The sequence below is a fragment of the Saccharicrinis aurantiacus genome (assembly GCF_947489045.1).
Lineage (GTDB): Bacteria > Bacteroidota > Bacteroidia > Bacteroidales > Marinilabiliaceae > Saccharicrinis > Saccharicrinis aurantiacus.
This window is the reverse complement of record NZ_CANLCN010000001.1, coordinates 682,966-709,812: the sequence shown is the minus strand read 5'-3', so window position 1 is coordinate 709,812 and position 26,847 is coordinate 682,966. Positions and strand designations below refer to the sequence as shown.

The 26,847-nt window shown below is 34.1% G+C and carries 23 protein-coding genes; 13 read left to right on the top strand and 10 right to left on the bottom strand.

All coding sequences use genetic code 11. The features are described from left to right. The 4 genes from QMO11_RS02570 to QMO11_RS02555 are packed head-to-tail and all read right to left on the bottom strand — an operon-like array spanning position 1 to position 4,287. Positions 1–1,434 (bottom strand): glycosyltransferase family 2 protein, encoded by a 1,434-nt coding sequence (locus QMO11_RS02570; RefSeq protein ID WP_068473513.1) that lies wholly within the window; start codon positions 1,432–1,434, stop codon positions 1–3. A 2-nt stretch (positions 1,435–1,436) separates the two neighbouring features. Further along, a complete protein-coding gene (locus QMO11_RS02565; RefSeq protein ID WP_075603176.1) occupies positions 1,437–2,669 on the bottom strand; it encodes a hypothetical protein in 1,233 nt (410 codons plus the stop codon). Between the two features lie 2 nt (positions 2,670–2,671). Beyond that, positions 2,672–3,913, bottom strand: a complete 1,242-nt coding sequence (locus tag QMO11_RS02560; protein WP_282035896.1) for a YaiO family outer membrane beta-barrel protein — start codon at positions 3,911–3,913, stop codon at positions 2,672–2,674. Next, entirely contained in the window at positions 3,910–4,287 is a 378-nt protein-coding gene (locus tag QMO11_RS02555; protein WP_282035895.1) for a PleD family two-component system response regulator, read from the bottom strand. Before QMO11_RS02555 ends, QMO11_RS02560 begins: the two co-directional genes overlap by 4 nt. 543 nt (positions 4,288–4,830) lie before the next feature. On the opposite strand from QMO11_RS02555, the gene QMO11_RS02550 reads away from it, so the two are divergent. Further along, on the top strand, positions 4,831–6,036 hold the full coding sequence (locus tag QMO11_RS02550) for a hypothetical protein (RefSeq protein ID WP_282035894.1): 1,206 nt from the start codon (positions 4,831–4,833) through the stop codon (positions 6,034–6,036). 6 nt (positions 6,037–6,042) lie between these two features. Here QMO11_RS02550 and QMO11_RS02545 read toward each other — a convergent pair whose 3' ends face one another. After that, entirely contained in the window at positions 6,043–6,744 is a 702-nt protein-coding gene (locus tag QMO11_RS02545) for a hypothetical protein (protein WP_282035893.1), read from the bottom strand. Between the two features lie 143 nt (positions 6,745–6,887). Between QMO11_RS02545 and QMO11_RS02540 the strand changes: the two genes are divergently transcribed. Together QMO11_RS02540 and QMO11_RS02535 are read left to right on the top strand one after the other, a co-directional pair. After that, the gene (locus QMO11_RS02540; RefSeq protein ID WP_282035892.1) at positions 6,888–8,222 is read left to right on the top strand and encodes a glycoside hydrolase family 1 protein; all 1,335 of its coding nucleotides are present in this window, start codon (positions 6,888–6,890) and stop codon (positions 8,220–8,222) included. Between the two features lie 197 nt (positions 8,223–8,419). Then, on the top strand, positions 8,420–8,818 hold the full coding sequence (locus QMO11_RS02535; RefSeq protein ID WP_282035891.1) for an ArsC/Spx/MgsR family protein: 399 nt from the start codon (positions 8,420–8,422) through the stop codon (positions 8,816–8,818). A 282-nt stretch (positions 8,819–9,100) separates the two neighbouring features. On the opposite strand, the gene QMO11_RS02530 is transcribed toward QMO11_RS02535, so the two are convergent. Both QMO11_RS02530 and QMO11_RS02525 read right to left on the bottom strand, forming a co-directional pair. Next, positions 9,101–9,451 carry a P-II family nitrogen regulator gene (locus QMO11_RS02530; RefSeq protein WP_068473490.1) on the bottom strand — a complete coding sequence of 117 codons (351 nt, stop codon included), beginning with the start codon at positions 9,449–9,451 and terminating at the stop codon, positions 9,101–9,103. Positions 9,452–9,498: 47 nt separating this feature from the next. Then, a complete protein-coding gene (locus tag QMO11_RS02525) occupies positions 9,499–10,818 on the bottom strand; it encodes an ammonium transporter (RefSeq protein ID WP_282035890.1) in 1,320 nt (439 codons plus the stop codon). A gap of 600 nt (positions 10,819–11,418) precedes the next feature. Between QMO11_RS02525 and QMO11_RS02520 the strand changes: the two genes are divergently transcribed. Beyond that, positions 11,419–11,772, top strand: coding sequence for a response regulator (locus QMO11_RS02520; RefSeq protein ID WP_282035889.1), 354 nt, complete (start codon positions 11,419–11,421; stop codon positions 11,770–11,772). 199 nt (positions 11,773–11,971) lie between these two features. Here the strand turns inward: QMO11_RS02520 and QMO11_RS02515 are convergent, their stop codons facing one another. After that, entirely contained in the window at positions 11,972–13,903 is a 1,932-nt protein-coding gene (locus QMO11_RS02515) for a hypothetical protein (protein WP_282035888.1), read from the bottom strand. A gap of 666 nt (positions 13,904–14,569) precedes the next feature. Next, on the bottom strand, positions 14,570–15,574 hold the full coding sequence (locus tag QMO11_RS02510; protein ID WP_282035887.1) for a DUF2027 domain-containing protein: 1,005 nt from the start codon (positions 15,572–15,574) through the stop codon (positions 14,570–14,572). A 140-nt stretch (positions 15,575–15,714) separates the two neighbouring features. Here QMO11_RS02510 and QMO11_RS02505 point away from each other — a divergent pair, with 140 nt between their 5' ends. Then, on the top strand, positions 15,715–16,923 hold the full coding sequence (locus tag QMO11_RS02505; protein ID WP_282035886.1) for an S-adenosylmethionine:tRNA ribosyltransferase-isomerase: 1,209 nt from the start codon (positions 15,715–15,717) through the stop codon (positions 16,921–16,923). Between the two features lie 42 nt (positions 16,924–16,965). Here QMO11_RS02505 and QMO11_RS02500 read toward each other — a convergent pair whose 3' ends face one another. Then, complete coding sequence (locus tag QMO11_RS02500) at positions 16,966–17,163, bottom strand: (2Fe-2S)-binding protein (RefSeq protein ID WP_282035885.1); 198 nt, start codon at positions 17,161–17,163, stop codon at positions 16,966–16,968. Between the two features lie 367 nt (positions 17,164–17,530). Here QMO11_RS02500 and QMO11_RS02495 point away from each other — a divergent pair, with 367 nt between their 5' ends. The 8 genes from QMO11_RS02495 to QMO11_RS02460 all read left to right on the top strand — a co-directional run bounded on the left by QMO11_RS02495 (position 17,531) and on the right by QMO11_RS02460 (position 26,210). Continuing rightward, complete coding sequence (locus tag QMO11_RS02495; RefSeq protein WP_068473471.1) at positions 17,531–18,529, top strand: AAA family ATPase; 999 nt, start codon at positions 17,531–17,533, stop codon at positions 18,527–18,529. A 182-nt stretch (positions 18,530–18,711) separates the two neighbouring features. Further along, a complete protein-coding gene (locus tag QMO11_RS02490; protein WP_068473468.1) occupies positions 18,712–19,578 on the top strand; it encodes a DUF58 domain-containing protein in 867 nt (288 codons plus the stop codon). Continuing rightward, entirely contained in the window at positions 19,578–20,627 is a 1,050-nt protein-coding gene (locus tag QMO11_RS02485; protein ID WP_282035884.1) for a hypothetical protein, read from the top strand. The genes QMO11_RS02490 and QMO11_RS02485 overlap by 1 nt, the downstream gene beginning before the upstream one ends. A 32-nt stretch (positions 20,628–20,659) precedes the next feature. Beyond that, on the top strand, positions 20,660–21,655 hold the full coding sequence (locus QMO11_RS02480) for a vWA domain-containing protein (RefSeq protein ID WP_282035883.1): 996 nt from the start codon (positions 20,660–20,662) through the stop codon (positions 21,653–21,655). A gap of 20 nt (positions 21,656–21,675) precedes the next feature. Further along, a complete protein-coding gene (locus QMO11_RS02475; protein WP_068473463.1) occupies positions 21,676–22,713 on the top strand; it encodes a vWA domain-containing protein in 1,038 nt (345 codons plus the stop codon). Then, the gene (locus QMO11_RS02470; protein ID WP_282035882.1) at positions 22,713–23,459 is read left to right on the top strand and encodes a tetratricopeptide repeat protein; all 747 of its coding nucleotides are present in this window, start codon (positions 22,713–22,715) and stop codon (positions 23,457–23,459) included. The genes QMO11_RS02475 and QMO11_RS02470 overlap by 1 nt, the downstream gene beginning before the upstream one ends. A gap of 68 nt (positions 23,460–23,527) precedes the next feature. Next, on the top strand, positions 23,528–25,354 hold the full coding sequence (locus QMO11_RS02465; RefSeq protein WP_282035881.1) for a BatD family protein: 1,827 nt from the start codon (positions 23,528–23,530) through the stop codon (positions 25,352–25,354). Between the two features lie 106 nt (positions 25,355–25,460). Further along, the gene (locus QMO11_RS02460; RefSeq protein ID WP_068473455.1) at positions 25,461–26,210 is read left to right on the top strand and encodes a tetratricopeptide repeat protein; all 750 of its coding nucleotides are present in this window, start codon (positions 25,461–25,463) and stop codon (positions 26,208–26,210) included. The last annotated feature ends 637 nt before the right edge of the window (positions 26,211–26,847 follow it).

Sequence of the window (26,847 nt, the reverse complement as noted above, 5' to 3'; positions counted from 1 at the left end):
TCAAGTATCGCTTTTAAATCCTTTACGACTCATTTTACCCCAACCCTTTCTTTTTCCTCTAATAAAAAAGTCGAAATTCCCTGCTAAAGCAAAAATTACATTTAGTGGATGATATATTAAGATTTCTAGTATTGATATTAGAAATATTTTAAACATAAAACTTACACCCTTATATCTATCATATAGATATTTCTCAGAAAATACAGAAAATGCAGAATAAAGGACAGAAAATGCGAGAACGAAAATCGTATATAATAACACAAACTTTAAATTAATACGTCCCAAAGCAGACATAATGATAAAGTAAGTAATACCAATAAACTCAAAAACCGGACCTAACCATTCAAACATTACCCAAAATGGGAATGCAATTAAACCTACTCTGCCATATTTAGGATTACCAAACATTTTACGGTGTTTTGATAAAGAATCTATCAACCCTCTGGTCCACCTATTTCTTTGACGATATAGAACACCCAGGCTATCGGGAACTTCAGTCCAACAAAGCGGATCCGGGATAAAAGCAATTCGATAGGGAACTTTTTCTACCTCATGCATATATTTTCGCATACGTATTACTAATTCTAAATCTTCACCAACAGTACTTGTATCATAGCCGCCCACTTTTTGCACCAAATCCTTATCAAATAAGCCAAAAGCGCCAGAAATAATTAATAAACCATTAATTCTACTCCAAGCCATTCTGCTCAAAATAAACGCTCTAAAATACTCTAGAATCTGAAATTGTGCCCATATATTCTTAGGAAAAACAACTTTCGTAAGTTGTCCATTCTCAACTGTACAAGAATTAGCCACGCGTATAACCCCGCCTGAGGCTATTACCTTTTTCATTCCATACTCCTCAAGAAAGGGTTTAACCATACGATATAGAGCATCGGGTTCTATAATGCAATCAACATCGATACCCAAAAATAAATTGGAGCGAGAAATATTAACTCCGGCATTTAGGGCGTCCCCCTTCCCATTATTCTCTTTATCAACTACAATTAGATTACTATAACTAGGGTTTGTCGATTTATATACACCTCGAACATTAGCTGTTTTTATAACGTGTTCATAAGCATAATTTATTTTAACTAATTGATATTCTTGAATAACTAATTTCAAACTATCATCAGTACTACCATCATTCACTACAATAACTTCAAGACTATTATAATGTAATGAAAGGAGACTCCTTATATTGTCAACAATACTCATTTCTTCATTATAACAAGGGGCAATAATGGAGATTGATGGTAAAACCTTAAACGTAGCTATCTTGGTGAAGTCAAAATATTTATTTCTGCGAGTATAAAACCTTAACTCAATACTGGATATAACACCAATGAGCAAATAGGATATGAATAACAGCGACCCATAAATGAAGAAAAAAACATTAAATCCTTTATGTAGATATTCGATCCATTCCATAATTAAACGCCTATGTGTATATCTGCAACTTCTCTTAAAACCACCTTAATATCAGAGTCCTCGCTCTTATAAAATTTACTAATCCTATCAAATCTTTCTTTAAATAATATTCGCATCGATTCTAACTTAACCTGTAAACACCCTTTAACAATGGCTTTCTCAAGTAAGTCGTAGAGTCTATTATTATAGATACCGTACGAACTTTTCAGAATCATTAGTTGTATTCGGTCATTTTCTTGAAAAAAACGATCTACAATAATATCAGCAGCTTCATCTTTTGGTACTAGATTCAAAAACGCATCCCATGCTAAATAATTAATCGTATAATCCTCATTGCCTATAAAATTCAAGATTAAGATTAAACTTTTTCTACTCTTACGATATCTATATTTTGATAAGATTAACCCTACAATGATTTTCCTCTTAATAGGAGATGCTAAGAAGTCGTGATAATCAATATTCATCTTAAAATTTTTAATTACCGCGCTTACAATAAAATTGATATCTAAGAGAGAAAGATCGTGAGATGTACCAACAAACTCAGCTAATTTATTGTCGCCCTCCACCATTCGTATCAAAGCTGCATAAGCATCGCTTCTTAATGCAAAATTATTAGATTTTGAATATTTAAATAAGCAATCTATATAACGCTGTTCCTTTATCCTTAAATAGGAGATGAAACGCATTGCCAAAATCCTATCACTTAAGTGATAAGAATACAAGAATTGATCTATATATTTTTCAATATTAATTTCCTTTATTAATTGCTTAAATTCTTCACTATGGTTTTCAGCAACCATTTCTTGTACCTTGGCAATAGACAAAAAAAAGGCCTCTACCCTCATCTTCTGATTCCCAAAGCGCTTCATTGTTTTTCGTAATCCATCGCGCTCTGCCTTGGTTTTATATTTATCAGCGTATAAATATTCTACAATTACATTTACATATAAGCTTGTTAATCGAGGTAAAAGGTTAGCCACCCTAGCTCTTTTGTAGGTAATATAACTACTCATTAGAACAAAGCCCAATACTCCGCCTGCACATATAAAAATAAAATAGCCTACTAAAATAGTCCACCATTCAAGATGGATAAAAGGATTAATATATTGCGCTCCGTTTATAGTAATACTTGGCAAGAATAATAAGTACAGTATCACAAAAGGAATTAGTAAAAGAACCACCCGAATAATCCACTTTATATAATGTAGTATATGTAATGAATATATCTGTCGCATAATCAAAACCTATGTTTAAAAAGAATATCAAAAATAAACCTATCTCGATAATAATTTTTTCTAATCTCTTCATGACCGTAACCTATCGACAACCTTAATTCGTTGGTTTTTCCAATTGCCGTATTTCTCTGTAAGCTAAATCTATAAACATTATGCCATTCATTATTTTTTCCTATTACATAAAAATACAAATCGTCAGGTGAATTGCCATAACCAAGCTCTGTACCCCAATAACTTATAGGATTGCGTCCGTACATACGTGCATTGAGTATACCCATAAAGTTATAACCTCCATCTTTTAAGGCGACATAAGGTCTTGCGCTAATCCACCAATTAGAGATATATTTTGCCATGGAGGCAGTAAAAACGATAGCATCACTACTCGGAAAATTAAGATATCGCGCACCTAAACTCGCCTCATAACCTCTTCCGAAAGGCATGTAGTATTCAAAACCTAATTTATGTTTTGAAAATAAGTTATTATTGAAACCAAAACCGTAGTTGGCGTAAAAATAGTTACCGTTGGAGAAGTTATGATACCAATCAACTTCAGGTTGATAATCTTGTAAATCAAATCGATTGGCATAATTTAAACGAACTATCCAGATATCCTTACTATTTCTCAATCCATAATCTACATAACCTAGATGCTGCGGATCAATCGATTCTTGATCAAACATCTCTAATCGATAATAAAACGAAACAACATTAGATTTATCTAAATTCATTAGATAGTTATATAAATCACTTACATCGGCTGAATCTAATAAATTGGGTTGTTGAATTATACTACGTATTCCGGCGGAATATTGTTTTAAGCCCTTATAAGCCAGAGCTTCTTTCATTGTTAGGTTATGCTGATTATCATATTCGTTTTTCTCTGCTATTTTAATTGTTTTCAACAATTCAGAATATTCGCTATTCCACAATAACACATTTAACCACGAATCATATAGATTTGATGTTTTAGGATCGTTATTATATACCTTTGTAATCTGATTTTTAGATTTATCAAACTCACCTTGCCAAGCATATACATTTGCAATAAACAGTCGAACATCATCTCTGGAAGAATCTAAAGTAAGGGTTTGTTGTGCTTTTGCAATAGCATCTGTGTATTCACTAACTCTTGCATGATTGATAGCAACATTGAATAAAGAATCAATATTTACTTGCGCATTACAGTTTAATGTAATCCAAAATAACAGTATTAATAAGCTTATATTTTTACATTTTTTTCTCATTCATTTACTAAAGTAGTAAAAAATTGTATTTGATCAACTAAACCATCTGGAACAAAAGGCTTATTAATCACTTTAGTAGCTCCTGCTTCAAGTGCTCCGTTTTCATCAAGAGTATTATTAGTGAAATATAATATTGGTGCACAAATTTCTTTATTATTGCGCAAATACGCTAAAAGTTCAAACTGAGAAGTACCAGCAATAAAGTTATCTAACAATACTGCATCATATACTTTACCTGATGAGTTTGATTTAAGCTCAAAAAGGTTATGACTCTGCGTAAAATTTATCTTTCCAAATCGATTTAACAACAAGCGATAAATGATTGATGAAAATATAGTGTCTTCCGTGATTATATGTATATTTGGTAATTTCATAATTCCTAAGATTTAATATAAATTTAACAATTAGGCCTGTTACTTGCTGTATATCAGCACCTTTTATTTATTAACTGCCAAAAACGATTGATTAATTATCGAAAAATAACGTCCAATGGTTAATGACAGCTTTAAGACTGTTGTTTAGATACTACTAGCGCTAATTTGTATCCTTAGAGTCCAAACAATAATTTGTTGGTGTTTCGTTAATTACAATTCAAAAATATATCATATCATTCATCTAAATTGTCATTCTCGGTAAGGGCACTTTATGCTTCGATGAATGGCATTGATGGACAGTTAAACTATACTACATCATCTACCCTAATGTGTTATGGAAGGTGTTTAGTGTACTTCAGTAAACTACATGAGAAAAGGAACTAGAACAACGAAAATCATAAAGACACCAACTAATAACTACACTGAATTATTTAAGAAGCCACCTACCTATGTTTAAGTAACATTCATATACCCTTTAAAAAACGAAAGTCATCAAGCATATTTATTACATTTGCTACTTCATTTAATTACGATTAATTATAGATGTCAGACATATATTTATTCAACCCTACTGGAGAAATGGCTATTGCAAATGGCAATCATAGTTACATGGCCCCTAAAATGCTTCGAATTTTTGAACGCGATTTAGCATTTATGCCTACATATTTTGCAAATGACCATGATATAATTATATGTGATGAAGAACCCTACGATTCATTTTTAAAGGAATGGCAAACGCTTGGTCTACCAAAAACAAATTACTTAAGCATTAAAGAAGCTCTTAAGGCTGATGACATAAACTATCTGAAACCATGGAGCTGGAATCCTGCCAGCCATCACCTACTAAGAAACTTAAAACTATTAGCTAGTGATGCGTTTAAAACATCTCCTAACCACAAATGGGATAACACTAACAAACTTTTCTTCAGCCGAGAATCGTGCAATAAGGTTCAGAAATATATTTTTAACAACATTAATAATTCATCTATTAAAATATCGAAACCAGCAATAAGTCTAAATTCAGTTGAGGAAATTAAAGAATGGCTTACTATCAATAAGAAAGCAGTAATAAAAATGCCCTGGAGCTCAAGTGGAAGGGGTATACACATTGTGGACTTACAAAATAACAGACCCTTAAATTTAGAGTGGGTATCTGGAGCAATTAAACAACAGGGCTTTGTTTGTATAGAACCTTTACTTAATAAGGTTAAGGATTTTTCATACCAACTTAAACTTAATAAAAATGGGGAAATTGATTTTTTAGGCATATCACATTTTAACAATGATTCTAAAGGTCACTTTACAGGAGGCATTATTAAATGGCCTCATAAGGAGAATGAAATCAGCAACTTCTTTAATGAAGAGGTTATTCAAGAAACATCAGAAGCCTTAATTCAAGCCATTTCGAGCATCAGCCCAAATAAACATTACGAAGGGCACTTAGGCGTAGATGGCATTATTTACAGAGATGAAAACAAGCAATTAAAGATTCACCCTTGTCTTGATATTAATTGGAGGTATAATATGGGGAATGTGAACATTATGCTCCCCAATTATGTGGCGCCTAATAGCAAAGGAGAATGGAAAATTGACTCATTCAAGACTGGTGAATGGAATGAGTTTACTAGAAGTGAGAGCAAAAAAAAGCCACTTAAAATAAGTGGCGGAAAAATATCTTCAGGCTTTAAAGCTCTAACTCCTCCTGCTGACAATGCAATGTTTGGAGCTTGGCTTGAGGTTTTTGAATAACAATACCTATCGCATTGCCTGAACTTGTCCTCTATAAATATCCTCTTCAAATACCTTTTTAAAATGAATGGTTCTTAGCTGAAATCCTAGGGATACATAAAACATTCTGGTTTTATTATAATTGCTAAAATCAACAGAACCTCTATTATAGTCGCTATTTAAAAAGTCTTCTAAATAATATTTAAACTGTAAATTTGCCCCCTTTGGTAACTGTATACCAACAAAAACCGAAGGCACAAAAGTATTTACTTTATCACTAAACCACTCTGAGGTTTTATATTTTTGGCCGGCTTCCCAATATTTCTCTTTATAGTGAAACATCCACTCATATTCTGCACCGCCATAAATAAAAAATCGCTTATCAAAAACCCCTAATTTAATTGCCAAAGGTACACCTAAACTATATGAACGATGTACTCGTTTTTCAATATCATAATCGGCATCATTGGTTATAAAACCAACATTTCTAATTGCTCCTCCTGTATACAGGCCAATATTATTGGTGAAATCAAAATTTAAATATTGTGCGTAATGAAACCACGCTGTAAAACGCATTGGGCTTCGAACATCAATATCTTCTCCCCCAATATCCATATTTACATCCGCACTTGAAAATATCAATTCAATACTAGTTGTTCCGTATACGTTTGTTTGTGCTTGGTTTACAAAAGGAATCGCAATAATTGCGATAAATAGCAGTAATCTCATCAGTAATCGTTTTAGGTATATTTTACTTGCGAATTTAAACAAAACAGCGAAACCTACAATTATTTTTCTATTCTGTAACTTTAATATAATACTCAGTTTATACTACTCATGTATAATTGGGCAAATTATTGAATAGGCAATTAATGTTGAATAAAGAAAAGTTTGGATCTAATTTTAAATGGGGCACTACCATATGCGCATTCCAAAACGAGGGTTGGGCTAACTCGGATAATAAAGGCCAATCTATTTGGGATGCTTTTACAAGTGACGCGAAGAACATTAAAAATAACGATGCAATAAATAATGCTAGTAATTTTTATAAAGACTACGAAAAAGACATCAGGATAGCTAGGTCGCTAAATCTTAATACTTTTCGTTTTTCACTCTCATGGACAAGGATATTTCCTGATGGTAAAGGCGAAATAAACCCTGAAGGTGTAAAGTTTTACCATAAGGTGATTGATTGCTGCATTGAGAATAATCTGGAGCCATGGATTACATTATACCATTGGGATTTACCCAAGAAATTAGAAGAACTTGGAGGATGGACTACTCGATCAATTATTAATTGGTTTAGCGAATATGCGAACTTCTGTAGTAATGAGTACGGCGAAAAAGTTAAGCATTGGATTGTACTTAATGAGCCCATGAGTTTCACTGGCCTTGGCTATTTTATGGGCTACCATGCACCAGCAAAAACAGGCATCTCTAACTTTTTAAAAGCAGCGCACCACACTGCACTTTGCAATGCCGATGGTGCACGAATAATAAGAAAAAACGTAAAAAATGCAACAATAGGTACAGCTTTCTCGTGCTCGTATGTTAAGCCAATAAATAAAAGCAGACTTAATGAAAAATCGGCTCAACGCGTTGAGGCTATGTTGAATCGATTTTACCTAGAACCTACTCTGGGGTTAGGATACCCTACTGATGTAATGCCCGGGTTAAATATGATCAATCGCTGTTTTAAAGATGGTGACCTTGAAAGATTAAAATTCGATTTTGACTTTATTGGAATTCAATATTATTTCAGAGTGGTTACTAAATTTAGTCTATTTCCACCTGTTTTATTCGCCAGTGAAATCGAACCTAAAAAACGCACTCGCAATTTAAACACAATGGGATTAGAGGTATACCCTCAGGGCCTTTCTAAAGTATTACAGTTTTACAATCAATACGACGGAATAAAAAATATAATTATTACAGAAAGTGGTGTTTGTTACGACGACCATTTAACAAACGGAAAAATATACGATATAAAAAGACTACGATACCACAGAAGGATGCTCAAAGAAATTTTAAAATGCAAAAAGAAAGGTATTAATATTACTGGCTACTTTATATGGACCTTGATAGATAACTTTGAATGGAGAGAAGGTTTTGAGCCAAGGTTTGGTTTGGTACATAACAATTTTGAAACTCAGGAAAGAACAATAAAATACAGCGGACTATGGTTCAGAAAATTCTTGAGAATATGATGCAACACATTATTGTAACTTTGGCCTTTTAAAGTTTACAAAAATGTAGCTTAATAATTACAGTCCCTGGTTGCTTCACATATGATAACAAGAACATAACTAGAGCATTATTAGCATACACAAATTGCAAGCCATATAGTAATAAGAGGTGGCATTATATTGGTTGTGGAATTAATTTCTACTAATTCTTATTTACTATGAAAGTTATATTTTTTGAAAAGCCAGGATGTATTAATAACACAAAACAAAAAGCGCTATTGGCTGAGCACAATGTGGAAGTTGAAGCCAAATCTTTACTTACAGAGCAATGGACAAAAGAAAGCTTGCGTCCTTTTTTTGGCAACTTACCGATTAATAAATGGTTTAATAGCACAGCTCCAAGTATAAAAAACGGAAGCATAAGCCCAAGTGATTTTGATGAAGAAAGTGCAATAGAGGCAATGCTGAAAGAACCATTATTAATTCGCCGACCTCTAGTGGTTATCGACGGTCATCGCGTATGTGGTTTTGATCACCCAAAAGTGCAAAAGTTAATTAACAACATTGATACTTCTGAATTATTGGTTTGCCCACAGCAAAATAATAAATGTGATTAAGCCTTACCTGCTTAAATCCGCATTATGCATTGGGATATTGTATATAAAAGCTTAAAATGCAATAAACCAATAACTTTATGAAATGAGACATAACATCGTTATGGTGAGTTGAAGAAAGTAAGCCAAGCATCTTGTTTTGAAGTAGTTTCAGCTTGTAATAGATAGCCTATTGCATATTGCGGGTTAAAAAGATAAAAGCCACACACCCTGCAATGCAAAGGTATATGGCTTTTGAGTCTAGATTAAAAATCTTTGGTATTAACTTGTTTACTCACACAAGTCCTATATTGCAGAGCTACCTCGCTCTTCAGTACGGATACGGATACATTGCTCAAGGGGTGTTACAAATATCTTTCCGTCTCCTACTTCACCTTCGTGACCGTTGTGCGATTTAGCTGCCTTAATAATTGCATCTATTGTTGTTTCAAGGTACTCTTCGTTTACTGCAACCTCAACACGCATTTTAGGCGTTAAGTTAGGCACTACTTCTTTACCTCTATATACTTCTTTTCTAATTTGGTTACCATGTCCTGATACACGCGTAACCGTAATTCTAGTAATACCAGCCGCTATTAAAGATTCTCTAACTTGGTCTAACTGATACTCTCTTATTATTGCTGTAATTAATTTCATAATACTAATAATTTGAAATGTTGCTAAAGGTTTCTACTAATGTAAAATTAATTTGGATTCATCATACCATAACCACGTTCTCCGTGATAAGAATGATCTAATCCCATCATTTCCTCTTCTTCGGTCGATTTCAAACCAAATACCTTTTCAACGAACCAAATAATTGCAATTGTTAATACAACTGAATATGCAATGGCAATAACAACAGTAATTGCTTGTACTCCGAACTGATCCCAAACAGACCACTCACCAGTAACTGAAGCAGCAGCTGCATCGGCCATCCACGAATCTCTAATGAAGAATGATAAAACAACTGCTCCTAAAATACCACCCATACCGTGAATACCAAAAGCATCTAATGAATCATCATATCCTAATTTATCTTTTACTATAAGTGCACCGTAACAAACTATCGTAGAAATAGCACCTAAGGCCATTGCTCCGGTAGTTTGTACAACACCAGCCGCAGGGGTAACGGCTACTAAACCAGCTAATACACCTGATGCAAAACCTAATGCAGTTGCTTTTCCGTGGTGTAATAACTCAACAATCACCCACATTAACGCTCCGGCTGCACCAGCAACTTGTGTTGCAGTTAAAGCTTGTGCTGTTTCAATACCACTAGAAACACTACTTCCGGCATTAAAACCAAACCAGCCTACCCAAAGTAAACCAACTCCCATCATTGTCATTACTAAGTTATTCGGACGTAGCTGACGCTGAGGATACCCTCTACGTGCTCCTAAATAAATAGCCGCAACCAAACCACTAATACCTGCAGAAATATGTACAACAGTACCTCCTGCAAAGTCAATAGCTCCTGCAGCACCCCAATGGTGTAAGAAACCATCTTCGGCCCAAACCCAGTGACATAGTGGATTATATACTAAAATACCCCATATTGCTATAAATACTAAATAGCCTTTAAATTGAACGCGCTCAGCAAAAGCACCTGCAATTAAAGCCGGAGTTATAATGGCAAACTTACCTTGAAACATAGAGAAAACTAAATCAGGTACACCGTCGGTTACTGTAGTGTCAATACCTTTTAAAAACACAAAATCACTATTCCAGCCACACCAGCCTCCTAGTACACTTTCTCCAAAACTCATTGAGTAACCAAAGATCACCCAAAGTACACTCATAACGCCCATAGCTGCGAAACTGTGCATCATTGTTCCTAATACGTTTTTTGATCTAACTAAACCGCCATAGAACATGGCTAATCCCGGAATCATTAGTAATACCAATGCGGTTGATGTGATCATCCAAGCTGTAGCGCCGGTATCAACTTGCGAGCCATCATTGGCCATTCCAGTCATAAAAAATCCAAGCAACATTGTTGCCATAAGAAGTATTCGCTTCATAAAATTCAATTAATAGGTGGTAATTTTCATTTCTCGGCGACAAACTTATAATTTTTACAGTTAACGTGCAAATTTTATTACTTTTTGAAAGTAGAACCCCCTTTATTTAGAACATATCGAAATAATATTAATAAAATACACCAAACATGACTACCAAAAAAACACCCTTAAATAAAATTATAATTGTTTTTAGGATACGCTTAGCTAAATAATTTCTGAATATGGAATCATGATCCATCTCTATGAGATAAATTCGGACTATTAGATTTGCAAAATCATACTATAATAAGTGCTTAAACACCCCCATTCTGATGCAGCATCAATGATAAAATCAATAAAGAATTAGAGAATATTAGTTATATATTTCCACTTCTACCTAAGCCCTAAACCATACATTTTTAGGCAATTCTAACCATTATAGAACCATAGAAATACTTACTCACCAATAAAATAGACCATCTTATGTAAAAAATAAAGGCTTTTAATTTATAAAGACTAATTTAAACATGGAGATAAGCCTATATATTAACATATAGATAGATGATAAGCTAGCAAAAATCTTTAACCTACCTTATAGATTAACTTTTAAGAAATCGACTTATGAAAAAGGTATTAATTGTTGAAGATGCTATGGATTCAAGAGTAGCAATGAGTAAAGTTTTATCGAAATTTAATATAGAAGTACTTGAAGCAGAAAATGGCAGAGAGGCATGGGATATAATTATTAAGCATCATCCGCATTTAATATTAATGGATGTTCACATTCCTGAAATTGACGGATTAGATATATTAAAGGAAATGAAAGCTGAGTGGATAGAAACCCCTGTTGTGATGCTTTCTGGTGACGAAAGTACCACCATACGTGAATCCTGTTTCATTCTTGGAGCCAAACAATTTATTAATAAACCAATTCTGGCTAACGACCTGAAAAATATCGTTAATGAGTATATATGATAAGGATTGTATAATTACCACAGTAGCGACGTATCCATACTCATAGATTATAGCATACTCTACATGTGCAAAACAATTATGCAAGCTGTGCTTGCAAAAGCGATACTTTACATTTAATTAAGTATTTCTTTAATACCAAAAGCCCCATTCATAACGAATAGGGCTTCTCTAATTTGGTATACTTTTGAACAGATGTATCTTAATTATGATCAACTGATTGCAATGCCCAGCTATTTAGTAATGTAGACTCATAAGCTTTTGTAATTGCATATAATTTCTCTTCTGTATCTGAATAAAATATGAATACGGGGATTGCATTAGAGATATTAACACTACCATTATTTGAAGTATAGTAGTTCTCTAAATTGATGGTTTTCTCGTAATTTAAATTAGTAGCATTAATAATTTCAATTTGACTCCCGTAGATTTCTCCCCAACTGTTTTGCGCACTAATTATAACAAATTGATCATTCGACGGTATATCCCAGGCACTTAAAATTGTTGTTGATGTTCCAAATTGACCAGAATCGATTACTTTTCCTGCATATTTCATATCACTTCCTTGATCTTCACTAATGGTGAATGTATTTCCATAGCTTGTTACAATACGCTGTCCATTATTTGTAATCCACAAGTCTGTTCCCATTGAATAGTCTCCATGGTAACTAGTTTTATAGGCGTATTCGGCAACATCACCATTGATAACATATTTATGAGTACTAGCAGGACTTACTCCATTTGTTACCGTGTAAATATAATCTTTGCCAGGATAAGATGCGAGCATAAATCTATAGTAAGGATTCTGACTGCCTGAAATACCACCTGAGGCCATGTTTATACTTGCTACAGTATAATAATCCCAATCATTCTCTAAATTGGAAACGTAAGCCCATTCATTGTTTTTCATAATAATATCCTTACATGTCATTGCAATGTTATGATTGCTTATTACTTTCTTATCAACTAAATCAATATATGAAACTGAAGCATCATGCCCAACAGCACACTTAGTCCCATCTGTTGAAATTGAAAGACAGGTAGGAGTATAAACTAAGTCAAACGTACTTTTTTGCTCAGTAGTAACATCAATTATCGTTAAGGCCGAAGGTGTTGATGAAGCAATAACCAATAAGTTGGTTGTATTATTAAAGTCCGCATCTATAACATTTAGGTTTAAATATGTTTTTAGTTCTGCTTTATAATCTATCGTAACAGGAATCGTAAATGTCTGATCATCGGTAGAAATTACAATTTCAGTTTCAATCAGTTGACTTTCATCTAAACTCTCGGTATTCAATCTAATATTTAAAGAAACTTCTTCATTTACCTTAATGGCAGGTTCACTATCTTCAATTATAAGAATATCTTCATCATAAGATAGCTGAACATTAGCATCAATATTTCCTTGATTTAGAACTGTAATTACGTTACTTACTACATAAGAGTCAAAATTTATCTCATTCTGATCAACAATAATATATGATGATGATGAAACTTCAATATTTACAGGTATATTTATTATATCTTCTGCATAATTTATCTTTACTGTATCACTGTAAATCCCTGCAGCTAATCCCGAAACATCTGAAGTAATTTCTATATCTACAGTATCACCCATACTTATAAAGTTACCATAGTAACTCTCACTACTTAACGCTCTCGCTTGCAACCAACCTGCGTTTGATTCTATCACATAATAAACATCACAATTACCTGTATTTGTAAGTTCTACAAGTTCTTTTGGGTTAGAAATATTTAATTTGATAATATCTGTAGGAGCATCTAATTGAGGAATTGCATCCACATACATAATGATATTTGCTTTCGCTAAGCCAGCCTTATCATTGATAATAAAAATACTATCATGATACATTCCTGCTTCTATATTATCTCGGTCTATAAGAAGTTCAATTTCAACAATTTCATTATCAATAGTACCATCCTCAGTTGGAGTACTTAACCAATCGGGCAGATCCGTTATTTTATATTTAGTACTATTGTGGCTTTGTGTCGATAAATAAATACTTTTACTAGCTTCTTCTTGTTTGAATACTACAACAGGCGGCGCCACACTTATAATGTGGCTGTCGGTACACTGAACATCACCTTCCTTCTCACAGGAAAAAAACATGACACATAGTGTCAAAATAAACATGAGATTTTTTTTCATAATCATAAGATTGAGATTAAGTTTTTATACTACTTTATTGTAAAAAATATTAGACTATATAAATATTCCTTTGTCGAACCTACCTGCCTTTTTCAATTAACAGGTTTCTTCATATTACGAGACAACTTTAATGCTTTATGTTTTAGACTTAATGCTTACATTTTGCTGACCTTAATATGCACAGAAGACTACTTTAGCGCAAACTTAACAAAATAACTACACTTTACAACAAGCTATTTTACAAACTACGAGCGACATATTACATATCGAAAACTAACTCTACTAAACTGCAGTTTGGACATTAGTTCGGCAGTTATCATTCTGTTAATCGTATTGATATTTGATTTTATAGACAAAAGGTCAAAATATTAGAATATTGCTATTGAGAAATTTATAAATAAGTGCAAACAATTTCATTTCAAATCTTGGCCATTCCTTTGCTGATTTCTTTCTAACAAACCCAGGCAATGTTTTTATGATTAAATTTAGGTATTGGTTCTCGATATAACTTTTAAATAGCTTACAAGACGACTATTAACTATAAACCACTAAATTACAAATACTGGTAAAACAAAAACCTTGTAATATTTTACTACTACAAGGTTTCTATTTTAAATTCTCAGCCAATTATATAATTACCATAGTAGCGCCCCATCCGTACTCCTGGAAAGAAGCATCTTGGTAATCGTGCCACTTGTATTTGCGGTCAAGCGATTTACGTATTTCAGTTTTCAAGGTTCCGTTACCAACCCCGTGTATAAAAACAATTTTTCGTTTTTTATTCTTCTCGTTGGCTGCCATTACCTCATGAAACTTTTTCAGCTGCACATCTAGCATATCTCTGTTTGATAGACCAGTGGTAATATCAAGCAACTCGTGAATGTGCAAATCAACCTCTAAAATTTCTTTATCATCTCTTCGCTTTACATTTGATTTTTTAGGAGCAGCAGGTGCTTTTTCTTTCATCGCCTTTTTAATATCCTTATCGGTTAATTCCTCAAGTTTTTTTGAGAAACTATCTTTTAACAAGTGCACTAAAACGGCTTTATCATTTAAATAATCATTTTCAACATACGATGCATCTTTCATCAACTTAGCACCTGAAAAACTAACTTTTTCAATAATAGGTTCTATCGGTGTGTAATCTTTATCTTTTTTATAAAAAATTACTTGAACCTGAAAACTGCTATCATCAATATAATTAATGGCTAAGGTATCTAAGATAACTTTGGTATTTGGTTCTAGAGTACCATTATATAATGGCGACATTACATCTTTATTAATTTTTGAGATGGTGTAAAAGGCAAAGTAATTGCTATCATTTATATAATACATGTTAACATTGCCTCCAATATTTACATCCTGAACTAATGCCAATAACATTTTTGGTTCATCGTCGGTTTCCGATTCCTCGTAATCAAAAGAATCTTGTTCTGCAACCTCTTGCTTTGAGTTTGCACTAGAAGTATCTGCTGATTTACGCTCCACTAATACTACCTCAGTCATTAAAGCAGGCACTTCAAAACCATCATCATCCAAAACGTAAACCATATCCTTACCTTCAATGCGGCTTACTTTACCTCCGCCCACTTCGTTTAAAAAGCGGACTTTATCTCCTATATTTAATTTCATATCTTTTTCAACTTTATTTATCTGAACAAACTGATTTGCATTTCACTCATTTTAGATAATTACAAATCGTATTATTCTGCCAAAGTTAATTATTTTTGCATCCGATTTACAGCAGATATTCCTGTATTAATAAAAGATAAATGAGTAGACCAGATATTTCAATAGCAGAATACACCTATAATTTGCCCGACGAACGAATTGCTAAATATCCTTTAGATAACAGATCCGATTCAAAACTTTTGGTATTTAACGATGGTAACATCCAAGAATTAAAATTTTCTGATATTGTAAACGAACTACCCAATAACAGTCTGCTTACTTTTAATAACACTAAAGTAATACAGGCACGTTTACCTTTTCAGAAAGTTACGGGCGCTAACATTGAAGTGTTTTGTTTAGAGCCTATTGAGCCCGTTGATATCAATCTTATTTTTCAAACTACAGACACTTGTACTTGGAAATGCATTGTGGGTAATTCTAAAAAATGGAAAACAGGCCCACTTGAAAAGAAGATTGAAATTAATGGTGAAGATGTTACCTTACAAATAAATAGAATATCAGCTGGTTTTGATTCTCAAACCATCCAGTTTAACTGGGATAAAAACATTTTATTTAGCGATTTAATTGAAGCCATTGGTAAAATTCCGATTCCTCCATACCTAAATAGAGAATCAGAAGAAATTGATAGCACACGTTATCAAACCGTGTATTCAAACCACAAAGGTTCTGTGGCTGCACCCACTGCTGGCCTACATTTTACGCCTGAAATATTAGAAAAGCTCAGTGATAAAGAAATTGATTTATCGTACGTTACTTTGCATGTTGGTGCAGGGACTTTTAAACCTGTTAAAACAGATAATGTTGCCGACCATGAAATGCACATTGAGCATTTTTTTGTAGAGCTTGATACTATTAACAACCTACTGAATCACGAAGGTAATATTACAAGTACTGGCACAACTACAGTTAGAACCTTAGAAAGTTTGTATTGGTTAGGGGTTAAACTTTTAGAGGGTAGTAATGAGTTTTACATTAAACAATGGGATGCCTATGAATTACCCCAGCATTATAGTTTTTCGGATGCGCTAAACAAACTAAAAGAACATCTTGAAACTAATGAGAGAGTAAGAATTGAGAGCCATACAGGTATTATGATTGCTCCTGGCTATCAGTTCAAAATTGTAGATCGTTTAATTACAAATTTCCACCAACCAACTAGTACATTATTATTGCTAATATCAGCCTTTACTGGAGGTGATAACTGGAAGAAGATTTATGATTATGCTTTAAGCAATGATTTCCGCTTTCTAAGCTATGGAGATAGCTCACTGTTACACCGAACAAAATAAAAAAAGGGGTTTAGTTTATAGTAACTAAGCCCCTTTTTCTTTCTATTTTTTTTCTCTTTTTTCAAGTTCTTCCTCTAATATTTCCTCTATATCAGCAAAACAACTACCGCATATTGTAGCAATATTTGTTTCATCTTGTATTTCATCCATTGTAGTAAAGTTATTATCCTGAATAATTTTTACTACGTCCTTTTTTTTCTTTAGCATGTGTCGGCATGCAAAATCATTATCTTCTAACATATTTAAAGTTTTTATATCCCATTTTTAATAAGTGCAAGTATAGCTACTTTTCATTGAAACTACGAAAATAATAAATGGTTCAATAGTATGATTAATTAATACAAATCTTACGGTAATTTGATTAAGCAATCAAGCCTGTATCTAAATCAATACCACGCTTAAAAATAGGCTTATTTTGCACCTCCTCGCATTCCTTAAAAAAGTTAAAACAAAAAGTTAACGAAGTGTTAAAATAGACGAACTACGGGATATTCGCACACGCTATTAACTTTTTTTAACAATCACTAACCCAATCAAGAAATGTAAAGGACTATTTTTGGAAACCTTAAATAGAAATTATAAAAAATACATATAAATCAATCGTCTCATGGAGCAATCAGTTGATATAAGAGAATTAAACGAGAGAATAAAAAATGAAAGTTCGTTTGTGGATTTACTAACCATTGAAATGAACAAAGTAATCGTAGGTCAAAAACACCTTATCGAAGGATTATTAGTAGGGCTTCTAAGTGATGGTCATATCCTACTTGAAGGTTTACCTGGTTTGGCAAAAACTTTAGCCATTAACACACTGGCTACAATTGTTGATGCTGATTTTAGTCGTATCCAATTTACTCCTGATTTATTACCAGCCGATTTATTGGGTACCATGATTTATAGCCAAAAAAAGGAGGAGTTTGTAATTAAAAAGGGACCTATCTTCACAAACTTCGTATTAGCCGATGAGATTAACCGTGCTCCTGCAAAAGTACAAAGTGCTTTACTTGAGGCCATGCAAGAGCGTCAGGTTACAATTGGCGACACCACTTACAAATTAGACAAACCATTCTTAGTAATGGCAACGCAAAACCCGATTGAGCAAGAAGGCACCTACCCGCTTCCTGAAGCACAGGTCGATCGTTTTATGCTAAAGCTTGTAATTGACTATCCTCAGAAACAAGAGGAGCAAATGATTATCCGCCATAACTTAGCGCAATCATTCCCAAAAGCATCAACTATTCTTAAGCCTGATGATATTATCAGAGCACGTACTGTAGTTAAAGATGTATACATGGATGAGAAGATTGAAAAATACATTGTAGATATTGTATTTGCCACTCGTTTCCCGGATGATTACAAAGGTTTAGAAAAATATAAAGATATGATTTCTACAGGATGTTCTCCTCGTGCTAGTATCAGTCTGTCAATGGCTGCTAAGGCTTATGCATTTATCAAGCGCAGAGGTTACGTAATTCCAGAGGATGTTAGAGCCGTTTGTATCGATGTATTACGTCACCGTATTGGTTTATCATACGAAGCAGAGGCAAACAACGTAACATCAGTAGAAATTATCAACGACATTTTAAATACTGTTGAGGTACCATAGTCAAAACTAAACTGCATCTGGCAGAATTAGTCTTTGGCAATTAGCTTATTAATATGTAATCAGCTTTCTCTTAACAAAAAGAGAAGGCTGCTAATTATTAAAGTTTCTTCAAGTCGATGAAAGCACCATTAAACTTGGTGCTATTCTGAAACTATAATCTTGAAAAATGAAACTTATTGAATATGGATACTACTGAATTATTAAAGCGGGTACGTAAAATAGAAATTAAAACTAGGGGGCTTTCTTCAAACATCTTTGCAGGAGAATACCATTCAGCTTTTAAAGGCAGGGGTATGACTTTTAGCGAGGTGCGCGAATACCAATATGGCGATGATGTAAGAAGCATCGATTGGAATGTTACCGCTCGTTTTAACTCCCCTTTTATTAAGGTTTTTGAAGAAGAACGTGAGTTAACTGTAATGTTAATGATTGATGTTTCAGGCTCGCGCGATTTTGGTTCTTCATTCGCTTTTAAAAAGAATATAATTACAGAAATTGCAGCTGTACTATCGTTTTCTGCCATTCAGAATAATGATAAGATTGGCGTAATCTTCTTCTCTGATAAAATTGAAAAGTTTATTTCTCCTCAAAAAGGACGAAAGCATATTTTACACATTATTAGAGAACTTATTTCTTTTGAGCCGGATAACAAAACCACTGATATTGGCATGGCACTTCGTTACTTAACCAATGCCATTAAAAAGCGTTGTACCACCTTTGTTATTTCCGATTTCTTAGATGAAGGATTTGAACAGCCACTTAAAATAGCCAATCAAAAGCACGATTTAGTGGCCCTAAAAATATACGACGAAAGAGAAACCGAAATGCCATCTATTGGATTGGTAAAACTTAAAGATGCAGAGTCTGGAGAATATTCATGGATTGATACATCTAGTAAAAAGGTACGCGACTCGTATAAAAAATGGTGGAATGAAAATGATGAATACACCAAAGACCTATTCAGTAAATCAGGCGTTGATGCTACTTCTATTCGTACCGACGAAGATTATGTGAAGGCCTTAATGTATTTATTTAAAACACGTATGTAATGCCTAAAAGTTTAAAACCAACACACAAAAACATACAGCGCTTAAAGCACCACTTTGCTTTTATATGCTTATTTGCTTTAAGCTTATTTGCACACAATAGCTTTGCGCAGGGAGTTAAAGCTTCTGCTACACTCGATTCAACATTAATTTTTATTGGTGGACAGATAGATTTAAAGCTTGAAGTGAGCCAGCCCATTGATGCCACAATTTCTTGGCCAGCATTTGCCGCTGATACCATAACCTCAAATATTGAAATAGTTGAACGAGGACAGGTAGATACCACAAAAGCTAATGATAGAATTGTACTTTCTCAGTTATTTAGAATTACCTCATTCGATAGTGGTCTACATTACATCCCTCCTATTGAGTTAGAATTAATCGGAGCCGAATCTAAAGAAATTGCAAAATCCAATTCCTTAAGCTTAATGGTTGTCAATCCTTTTCCGGTAGTCAACCCTGAAGATGGAATCACTGGCATAAAAGATCCAATCAATACACCCTTTAAGCTAAGTGAGATTGAAGATATTCTTACATATACTGGTATAGGTATATTGCTAATTGGCTTGTTAATATTCCTATACTCTAAGTACGGGCACCTAATATCTAAAAAGGAGAAACCCGCAGAAAAGGTTGTTCCTCTTGAGCCTGCGCACATTATTGCAATGCGAGAGTTAGATAGAATTCAGGAATCAAAACTTTGGGAGAAAAATAGAGAGAAAGAATATTACACAGATATTACAGATACGTTAAGAACTTATCTTGAGCATCGCTTTAATGTTACCGCAATGGAGCAAACCTCTGATGAAATATTAGACACATTAAAGTCGGTAGGCGAAATTGATAAGGGTTCTATGGCTGAGATTGACCAAGTACTTAAACTTGCTGACTTGGTTAAATTTGCGAAGTTCAATCCTCTTCCCGAAGAAAATAATAGAAGTATTAAAAATGCTTACGCCTTTGTGGATAAAACAAAACGTGCAGTTGTAGAAACTTCTGAAAAGGAAGAAACTGAAGCTGACGAAACTATTCCTGTTAAAACAGAAGAATAAGCATTTAGTATTTATTTTGATAGATTATCAATATGAACAATATAACTTTTTTACATCCTCAGTTTTTTTATTTGCTATTGGTACTCATACCAATGATAACTTGGTATGTGCTAAAACACAATAAAGCACAAGCTTCATTGCAAATATCAACGCTGAAAGGATTTTCAAAAGCACCCACTACTTTACGAGTTTATCTGCGTCATTTGCCAATAGTTTTGCGTTCGTTTGCCATTGTTATGATTGTATTTGTTTTGGCAAGACCACAATCGAGCAACAGCACTCAAAATGTAACTACTGAAGGAATTGATATTGTAATTACAATGGATATTTCGGGTAGTATGGAGGCACTAGATTTTAAACCAAACCGTATGGAAGCATCAAAAGATGTTGCTGTTCAGTTTGTATCGGCACGCGAAAACGATAAAATAGGACTAGTAATATTTGCCGGTGAAAGCTTTACCCAGTGTCCACTGACTACTGATAAAGCAACACTAGTAAATTTAATTAGGGATATGCGAACGGGTATGCTACCTAAAGATGGTACTGCCATTGGATCGGGTTTGGCTACTGCTGTTAGTCGCATAAAAGATAGTGATGCAAAATCGAAGGTAATTATATTACTTACCGATGGAGAAAACAACATGGGAGAAGTTGCCCCTTTAACAGCTGCCGAAATTGCTAAAACATTTGGCATCAGAGTTTATACTATTGGTGTAGGATCAAAAGGGATGGCTAAATTTCCGGTGCAAACACCATACGGAACGCAATACATTGAGCAAGAAACTCAGATTGACGAAAATATGATGTCGGAGATTGCCAACATTACAGGCGGTCAGTATTTTAGAGCCACTACAAAAAATGGACTAAAAAGCATCTATGCCGAGATTGATAAAATGGAGAAAACAAAAATTGAAGTAAAAGAATACACCAAGCGCTCTGAGGAGTTTTTGCTATTTGCTATTCTGGCTGTAGTTTTTGTAATAGCTGAAGTATTTATTAAGAGTACTTTATTGCGCAATTTACCATAACACAATATTAAAGACGAATTATGTTTAGATTTGAACATCCAGACTATTTATATTTATTGGTTCTAATTCCTGCATTGGCATTCATTAATTTAGTGATTAGCCAACGCCGAAAAAGTGCCCTCAAACGTTTTGGTAACCCAGAGCTACTAAAAACACTGATGCCAAGCGTATCTAAATTCAGACCAATCATTAAGTTTTATGTAATGTTATTAGTGCTAACTGCATTAATATTTACCATTGCTAATCCTCAGTTTGGCACTAAAACCGAAACCGTTAAACGCAATGGAATTGAGGTTATAATTGCGCTTGATGTATCCAATAGTATGAATGCACAAGACATTAAACCAAGCAGACTAGATAGAGCTAAACGTGCCATATACCAAATGGTTGATAAGTTTAGTAACGATAAGGTTGGGTTAGTTGTATTTGCCGGTAAAGCCTATACACAGCTACCTATAACCAGCGATTATGCTTCTGCAAAGATGTTTATCTCATCTATTAATACTGATATTATAAAAGCACAAGGTACCTCAATTGGTTCTGCTATTAATTTGGCAACTAACTCCTTCAGTGCTCAAGAAGATATTAATAGAGCTATTATAGTAATTACAGATGGTGAAAACCACGAAGATGATGCTATAGGCGCTGCCAAGGCTGCCGTTGCTAAAGGAATAAAAGTATACACGGTAGGAATGGGATTGCCAAAGGGCGCTCCTATACCAACGGGTAAAGGCGGCAACGACTTTATGAAAGATAGAGATGGTAATGTGGTAATTTCGAAACTAGATGAGCAAATGCTTATTGACATTGCTACTGCCGGAGAAGCTGAATTTATCTCTGCCAACAACATTCGCAAGGGAATGAATGATTTAGTTGGTCACCTATCTAAACTAGAAAAAAGTGAGATGGAATCGAAAATTTATACTGATTTCGATCACCAATTTCAATACATGGCGCTAATTGCACTGATTCTTATATTAATTGAATTTGTGGTATTAGAAAGAAAGAATAAATACATGAAAAACGTAAACCTATTTAAAGAGGAGGAGGACAAATAATGAAATATCTATTAATTGCGGTATTATTTATTGGCATAGGTACTACTCTATCTGCTCAGAAGGAACGTAAATTCATACGAAACGGAACTTCTTTCTATAACGATTCAAACTATATTGAATCGGAAATAGAGTATAAAAAAGCACTTGATAAACTCGAAGAAGGTGAACGCTCTTTCGAAGCAGAGTTCAACTTGGGAGATTCTTATTTTCAGCAAAAGAAATATGAAGATGCACTGAAGCAATTTCAAAGTATCGACACTGAAAAACTAAATAAAGAACAAAAGGGTGCGCTGCATCACAACATTGGCAATTCATATATGGCTCAACAACAGCCTGACCTGGACAATGCCATTGAATCGTACAAAACGGCTCTACGAAATAATCCTGCCGATAATGAAACTCGTTATAATCTGATTGCAGCCATGAAAATGAAGCAAGATCAGGAAAACGAAGATGAGAATCAGGATGAAAATGAAGATCAAGAAGATCAGCAGGATCAACAAGACCAGCAGAATCAGGATCAAAACCAAGATCAACAAGATCAGGAGCAAGACCAGCAAGATCAGCAGGATCAACAAGATCAGCAGCAAAACCAAGATCAACAACAGCAGCAACAAGAAAATCAAATTTCAGAAGAAGATGCACAGCGTATACTGGAATCATTAAATCAAGATGAACAGCAGTTACAAGAAGAAATGCAGAAAATTGAAGATTCAGCTCCTGTAAATATTGAGAAAAATTGGTAGGGTCATACCAATAATGTTATTACAAGTCACTAATTGTACTAATTTTGCGCTCAAATAGTAAAACTAAAATGAAGAATACCTTATTTACCATACTTACGTTTCTAATATGTGCAAGTTCTGCCATAGCTCAGGTAGAATTTTCGGCGCAAGCCAGAAATGCTGTACTGGTTGGAGAAAAATTCCAACTAGTATACTCTCTTAATGAAGAAGGTAGCGACCTAATGCTTGCCCCATTAAATGATTTTAATGTGTTAATGGGTCCTAGTGTTACATCTAGCTCGAGCACACAAATAATGAACGGTAAGGTTACCCGAAGTAAACAGTATACATATACCTACATACTAAAAGGTACCAAACCTGGTAAATACACTATTCAGCCAGCAAAAATTACGGTTGATGGTAAAAAGTATACCAGTAATGCAGTTACTATAGAAGTAGTAAAGGATGAAGGTGCCAGACAGAAACAAGAGCAGCAAAATGGCGGACAATCGAGCAACGGATTCTCTAAAGATGACTTATTTATACGTGTTGCCTATAATAAATCGAGCATTTACCAAGGCGAACCTTTGGTATTAACTACTAAGATTTACACACGTATTAATCTTGATAACATATCAGATATAAAGCATCCTGATTTCAGGAATTTTATTGTTCAGGATATTGAAAAGAGCGGAAATATTGAGTGGAACTACGAAACCATTAACAACAAACAATATAATGTTGGTGTATTAGAACAAAAAGTTCTTTATGCACAACGAACCGGGGAGCAAGTAATTGACCCTATGGAGATTGAATTCCTGATTAAGCAAAGAGTGAACCGAAGATCAACCAGCATCTTTGATGATTTCTTTAATGAAAGCTACCGAACTATTAAAAAACGTGTTAAGTCAAAACCTATTAAAGTTAATGTAAAGCCTTACCCTTCGGGCAAGCCGGCTAATTTTAATGGCACAGTAGGTAAATTTAACATGAAGGTTACTACCTCTCAAAACCAAGTAAAGGTAGATGATGGTATTACCATTAAAGTTGAAGTAAGTGGAACAGGGAATCATAAATTAATGTCGGCACCGAAATTAAAGGTACCAACCGACTTTGATAGCTTTGATGCAACGGTAAGCAATAATCTTAAGAATACCGTTTCGGGTATGAAAGGTAGTAAAACCTATGAATACCTCATTATTCCACGCTTTGGTGGTACGTTTACGATAGATCCTATTGAGTTTACTTATTTCGACCCTTCAGCTAAGAGTTACAAAACCATTACCTCGAAACCAATAGTAATTGAGGTAGAAAAAGGAGAAAGTAACGGAAGCAATAATAACAACGGTGGCTACGTACCAGGAAGTGTTAATAGAGAAGATGTAAAATTTGTTGGAAAAGACATTAGATATATAAAAACAGGAAAAACAGTATTGAAGCCTGTTGGAACTTTTATATTCGGATCAACGCCATTTATCTTAGGTTATATCATTCCTATTTTATTGCTGATAATTGCTTTACTGCTGAACAGAAAAAGAATGCACGAAAATGCGAATGTTCACCTAGTGAAAAATAAGCAAGCCAACAAAATGGCTACCAAAAGACTTAAAAAAGCTTCGGCATATTTGAAAGAAGGCAATAATGAGGCTTTCTATGATGAGATATTAAAAGCAAATTATGCCTACTTAAGCGATAAGTTATTTTTACCGGTTAGTGAACTAAGCAAGGATAAGGCAGCCACTCTCCTATCAGAAAAAGGTGTAAAAACTGAAACCATTGGAGAATTAACTGAAGTGCTAGATACTTGCGAATTTGCACGTTTTTCTCCTTCAGCAGGAGAAAGTCAGGAAATGGACAAACTGTATAAAAAAGCCATTTCTACCATTAGTAATATTGATGATCAGGTTAAAAAGTAAAAAGAGGTAAACATGAAGCTGGCATGGCCAGAGCAAATTATTAGGCACTCTAGAAGCATACTGGTAATTTGCATTGGTTATATAGGTTTTGACAAATTATAAATAGATGAAAAAGTTACTTATATATATAATATGTTCGTGGATGTTTTTGCCGCTTTGGGCTGAGGACACTCGCTTTGAACAAGGAAATGATTTATACAGCCAAGGTCAGTTTGAAGAGGCTATTGAAAGCTACAAAAGTATATTAGAAACTAATATTGAAAGTGCAGAGTTGTACTTTAACATGGCTAATGCCTATTACAAAATTGGCAAATTACCCGAGTCGATATTAAACTACGAGCGCGCTTTATTGCTCAAACCACATGATAAGGATATTATTTACAACCGCGATTTAGCTGCTACGCAGATTACAGATAAGATCGAAACTGTGGGTGAGTTCTTTTTGGTATCCTGGTTTAAATCGTTCCGCGATTCATCTAAATCGGATACATGGGCAATTATTTCGGTATGTTGCTTTATAGTTGCCATATTTTTAGCTGCGCTATTTTTCTTATCGAAGAAAAGCATCGTGAAGCAAATATCGTTTTATGGGGGTATTGTTTTATTGGTAGTCTGTTTTGCCACATTTAACTTTAGTGGTGCTCAAAAACGTACTTTAACACACAGAAATACTGCCATTGTATTTTCACCTTCAGCTACTGTTAAAAGCTCACCTTCGGCTCAGGGAACTGAATTATTTGTACTGCATGAAGGAACCAAAGTAAAGGTACTTGAAACCATTGGCGAATGGAATAGAATTGAAATTAGCGATGGTAGTGATGGTTGGTTACCTACAAATGCTATTGTTGTAATTTAAACGATATACAAACAAAATACGGAGCGAGTGGATTTTATTATTCACTCGCTTTTTTTATGCAATTTTTACTTCATCTAATACCAATCTCGTCCTAAACGTTTTTATATAATGTGCTGCACGCCTTGTTTAGTATCGACCTCAGCCAGTGAACCAAAAAACTGGATTGAAATGACGGTTAAAAATTGTTTTCTGTTTGAGTGCTTTGAGGCACGAAAAAGTACGAGTTTAAAACAATTTCAGTCATGAAACCTAGTTTTTTGAGTGAAATGGGTGCAGTCGACGGTCTTTTTGTCTACTTTTTTGACTGTAGAAAAAAGTAGAAGCCTTCACGGCTTGAGTGAAAGTTTAATTAGGACAACATTGATCTAATAGCAATTCTATTTTAAAGTGAGCCTTAAATTGTTTTGTGTATTTTTAGCTTAAACAAATCTGCCTTTCCGTTAGGCAGGGCGAAAATTGAGGCATAGCCTTAGCTATGGCGATGTTTTTTTTTACGATGGATAAGTTAAAAAGGACGAAAGAATAAGGCTCATTTTAATGTAGTATTGCTATAAAAGCTAGTTGCCGGATTGTTTATGCAGATTGGCTTAGGGATAGAAACGGCATCCTTTGTGAGCCCATTATGGCGAAACAAAGA

Bases quoted from the DNA above. Each gene is read 5' to 3' on its own strand.
- QMO11_RS02465 (WP_282035881.1), top strand. From the start codon at position 23,528: ATGAAGAATACCTTATTTACCATACTTACGTTTCTAATATGTGCAAGT.
- QMO11_RS02480 (WP_282035883.1), top strand. From the start codon at position 20,660: ATGAACAATATAACTTTTTTACATCCTCAGTTTTTTTATTTGCTATTG.
- QMO11_RS02505 (WP_282035886.1), top strand. From the start codon at position 15,715: ATGAGTAGACCAGATATTTCAATAGCAGAATACACCTATAATTTGCCC.
- QMO11_RS02555 (WP_282035895.1), bottom strand. From the start codon at position 4,287: ATGAAATTACCAAATATACATATAATCACGGAAGACACTATATTTTCA.
- QMO11_RS02460 (WP_068473455.1), top strand. From the start codon at position 25,461: ATGAAAAAGTTACTTATATATATAATATGTTCGTGGATGTTTTTGCCG.
- QMO11_RS02525 (WP_282035890.1), bottom strand. From the start codon at position 10,818: ATGAAGCGAATACTTCTTATGGCAACAATGTTGCTTGGATTTTTTATG.
- QMO11_RS02545 (WP_282035893.1), bottom strand. From the start codon at position 6,744: ATGAGATTACTGCTATTTATCGCAATTATTGCGATTCCTTTTGTAAAC.
- QMO11_RS02490 (WP_068473468.1), top strand. From the start codon at position 18,712: ATGGATACTACTGAATTATTAAAGCGGGTACGTAAAATAGAAATTAAA.
- QMO11_RS02530 (WP_068473490.1), bottom strand. From the start codon at position 9,451: ATGAAATTAATTACAGCAATAATAAGAGAGTATCAGTTAGACCAAGTT.
- QMO11_RS02570 (WP_068473513.1), bottom strand. From the start codon at position 1,434: ATGGAATGGATCGAATATCTACATAAAGGATTTAATGTTTTTTTCTTC.
- QMO11_RS02470 (WP_282035882.1), top strand. From the start codon at position 22,713: ATGAAATATCTATTAATTGCGGTATTATTTATTGGCATAGGTACTACT.
- QMO11_RS02475 (WP_068473463.1), top strand. From the start codon at position 21,676: ATGTTTAGATTTGAACATCCAGACTATTTATATTTATTGGTTCTAATT.
- QMO11_RS02510 (WP_282035887.1), bottom strand. From the start codon at position 15,574: ATGAAATTAAATATAGGAGATAAAGTCCGCTTTTTAAACGAAGTGGGC.
- QMO11_RS02515 (WP_282035888.1), bottom strand. From the start codon at position 13,903: ATGTTTTTTTCCTGTGAGAAGGAAGGTGATGTTCAGTGTACCGACAGC.
- QMO11_RS02535 (WP_282035891.1), top strand. From the start codon at position 8,420: ATGAAAGTTATATTTTTTGAAAAGCCAGGATGTATTAATAACACAAAA.
- QMO11_RS02520 (WP_282035889.1), top strand. From the start codon at position 11,419: ATGAAAAAGGTATTAATTGTTGAAGATGCTATGGATTCAAGAGTAGCA.
- QMO11_RS02495 (WP_068473471.1), top strand. From the start codon at position 17,531: ATGGAGCAATCAGTTGATATAAGAGAATTAAACGAGAGAATAAAAAAT.
- QMO11_RS02560 (WP_282035896.1), bottom strand. From the start codon at position 3,913: ATGAGAAAAAAATGTAAAAATATAAGCTTATTAATACTGTTATTTTGG.
- QMO11_RS02540 (WP_282035892.1), top strand. From the start codon at position 6,888: ATGTTGAATAAAGAAAAGTTTGGATCTAATTTTAAATGGGGCACTACC.
- QMO11_RS02550 (WP_282035894.1), top strand. From the start codon at position 4,831: ATGTCAGACATATATTTATTCAACCCTACTGGAGAAATGGCTATTGCA.
- QMO11_RS02485 (WP_282035884.1), top strand. From the start codon at position 19,578: ATGCCTAAAAGTTTAAAACCAACACACAAAAACATACAGCGCTTAAAG.
- QMO11_RS02565 (WP_075603176.1), bottom strand. From the start codon at position 2,669: ATGCGACAGATATATTCATTACATATACTACATTATATAAAGTGGATT.
- QMO11_RS02500 (WP_282035885.1), bottom strand. From the start codon at position 17,163: ATGTTAGAAGATAATGATTTTGCATGCCGACACATGCTAAAGAAAAAA.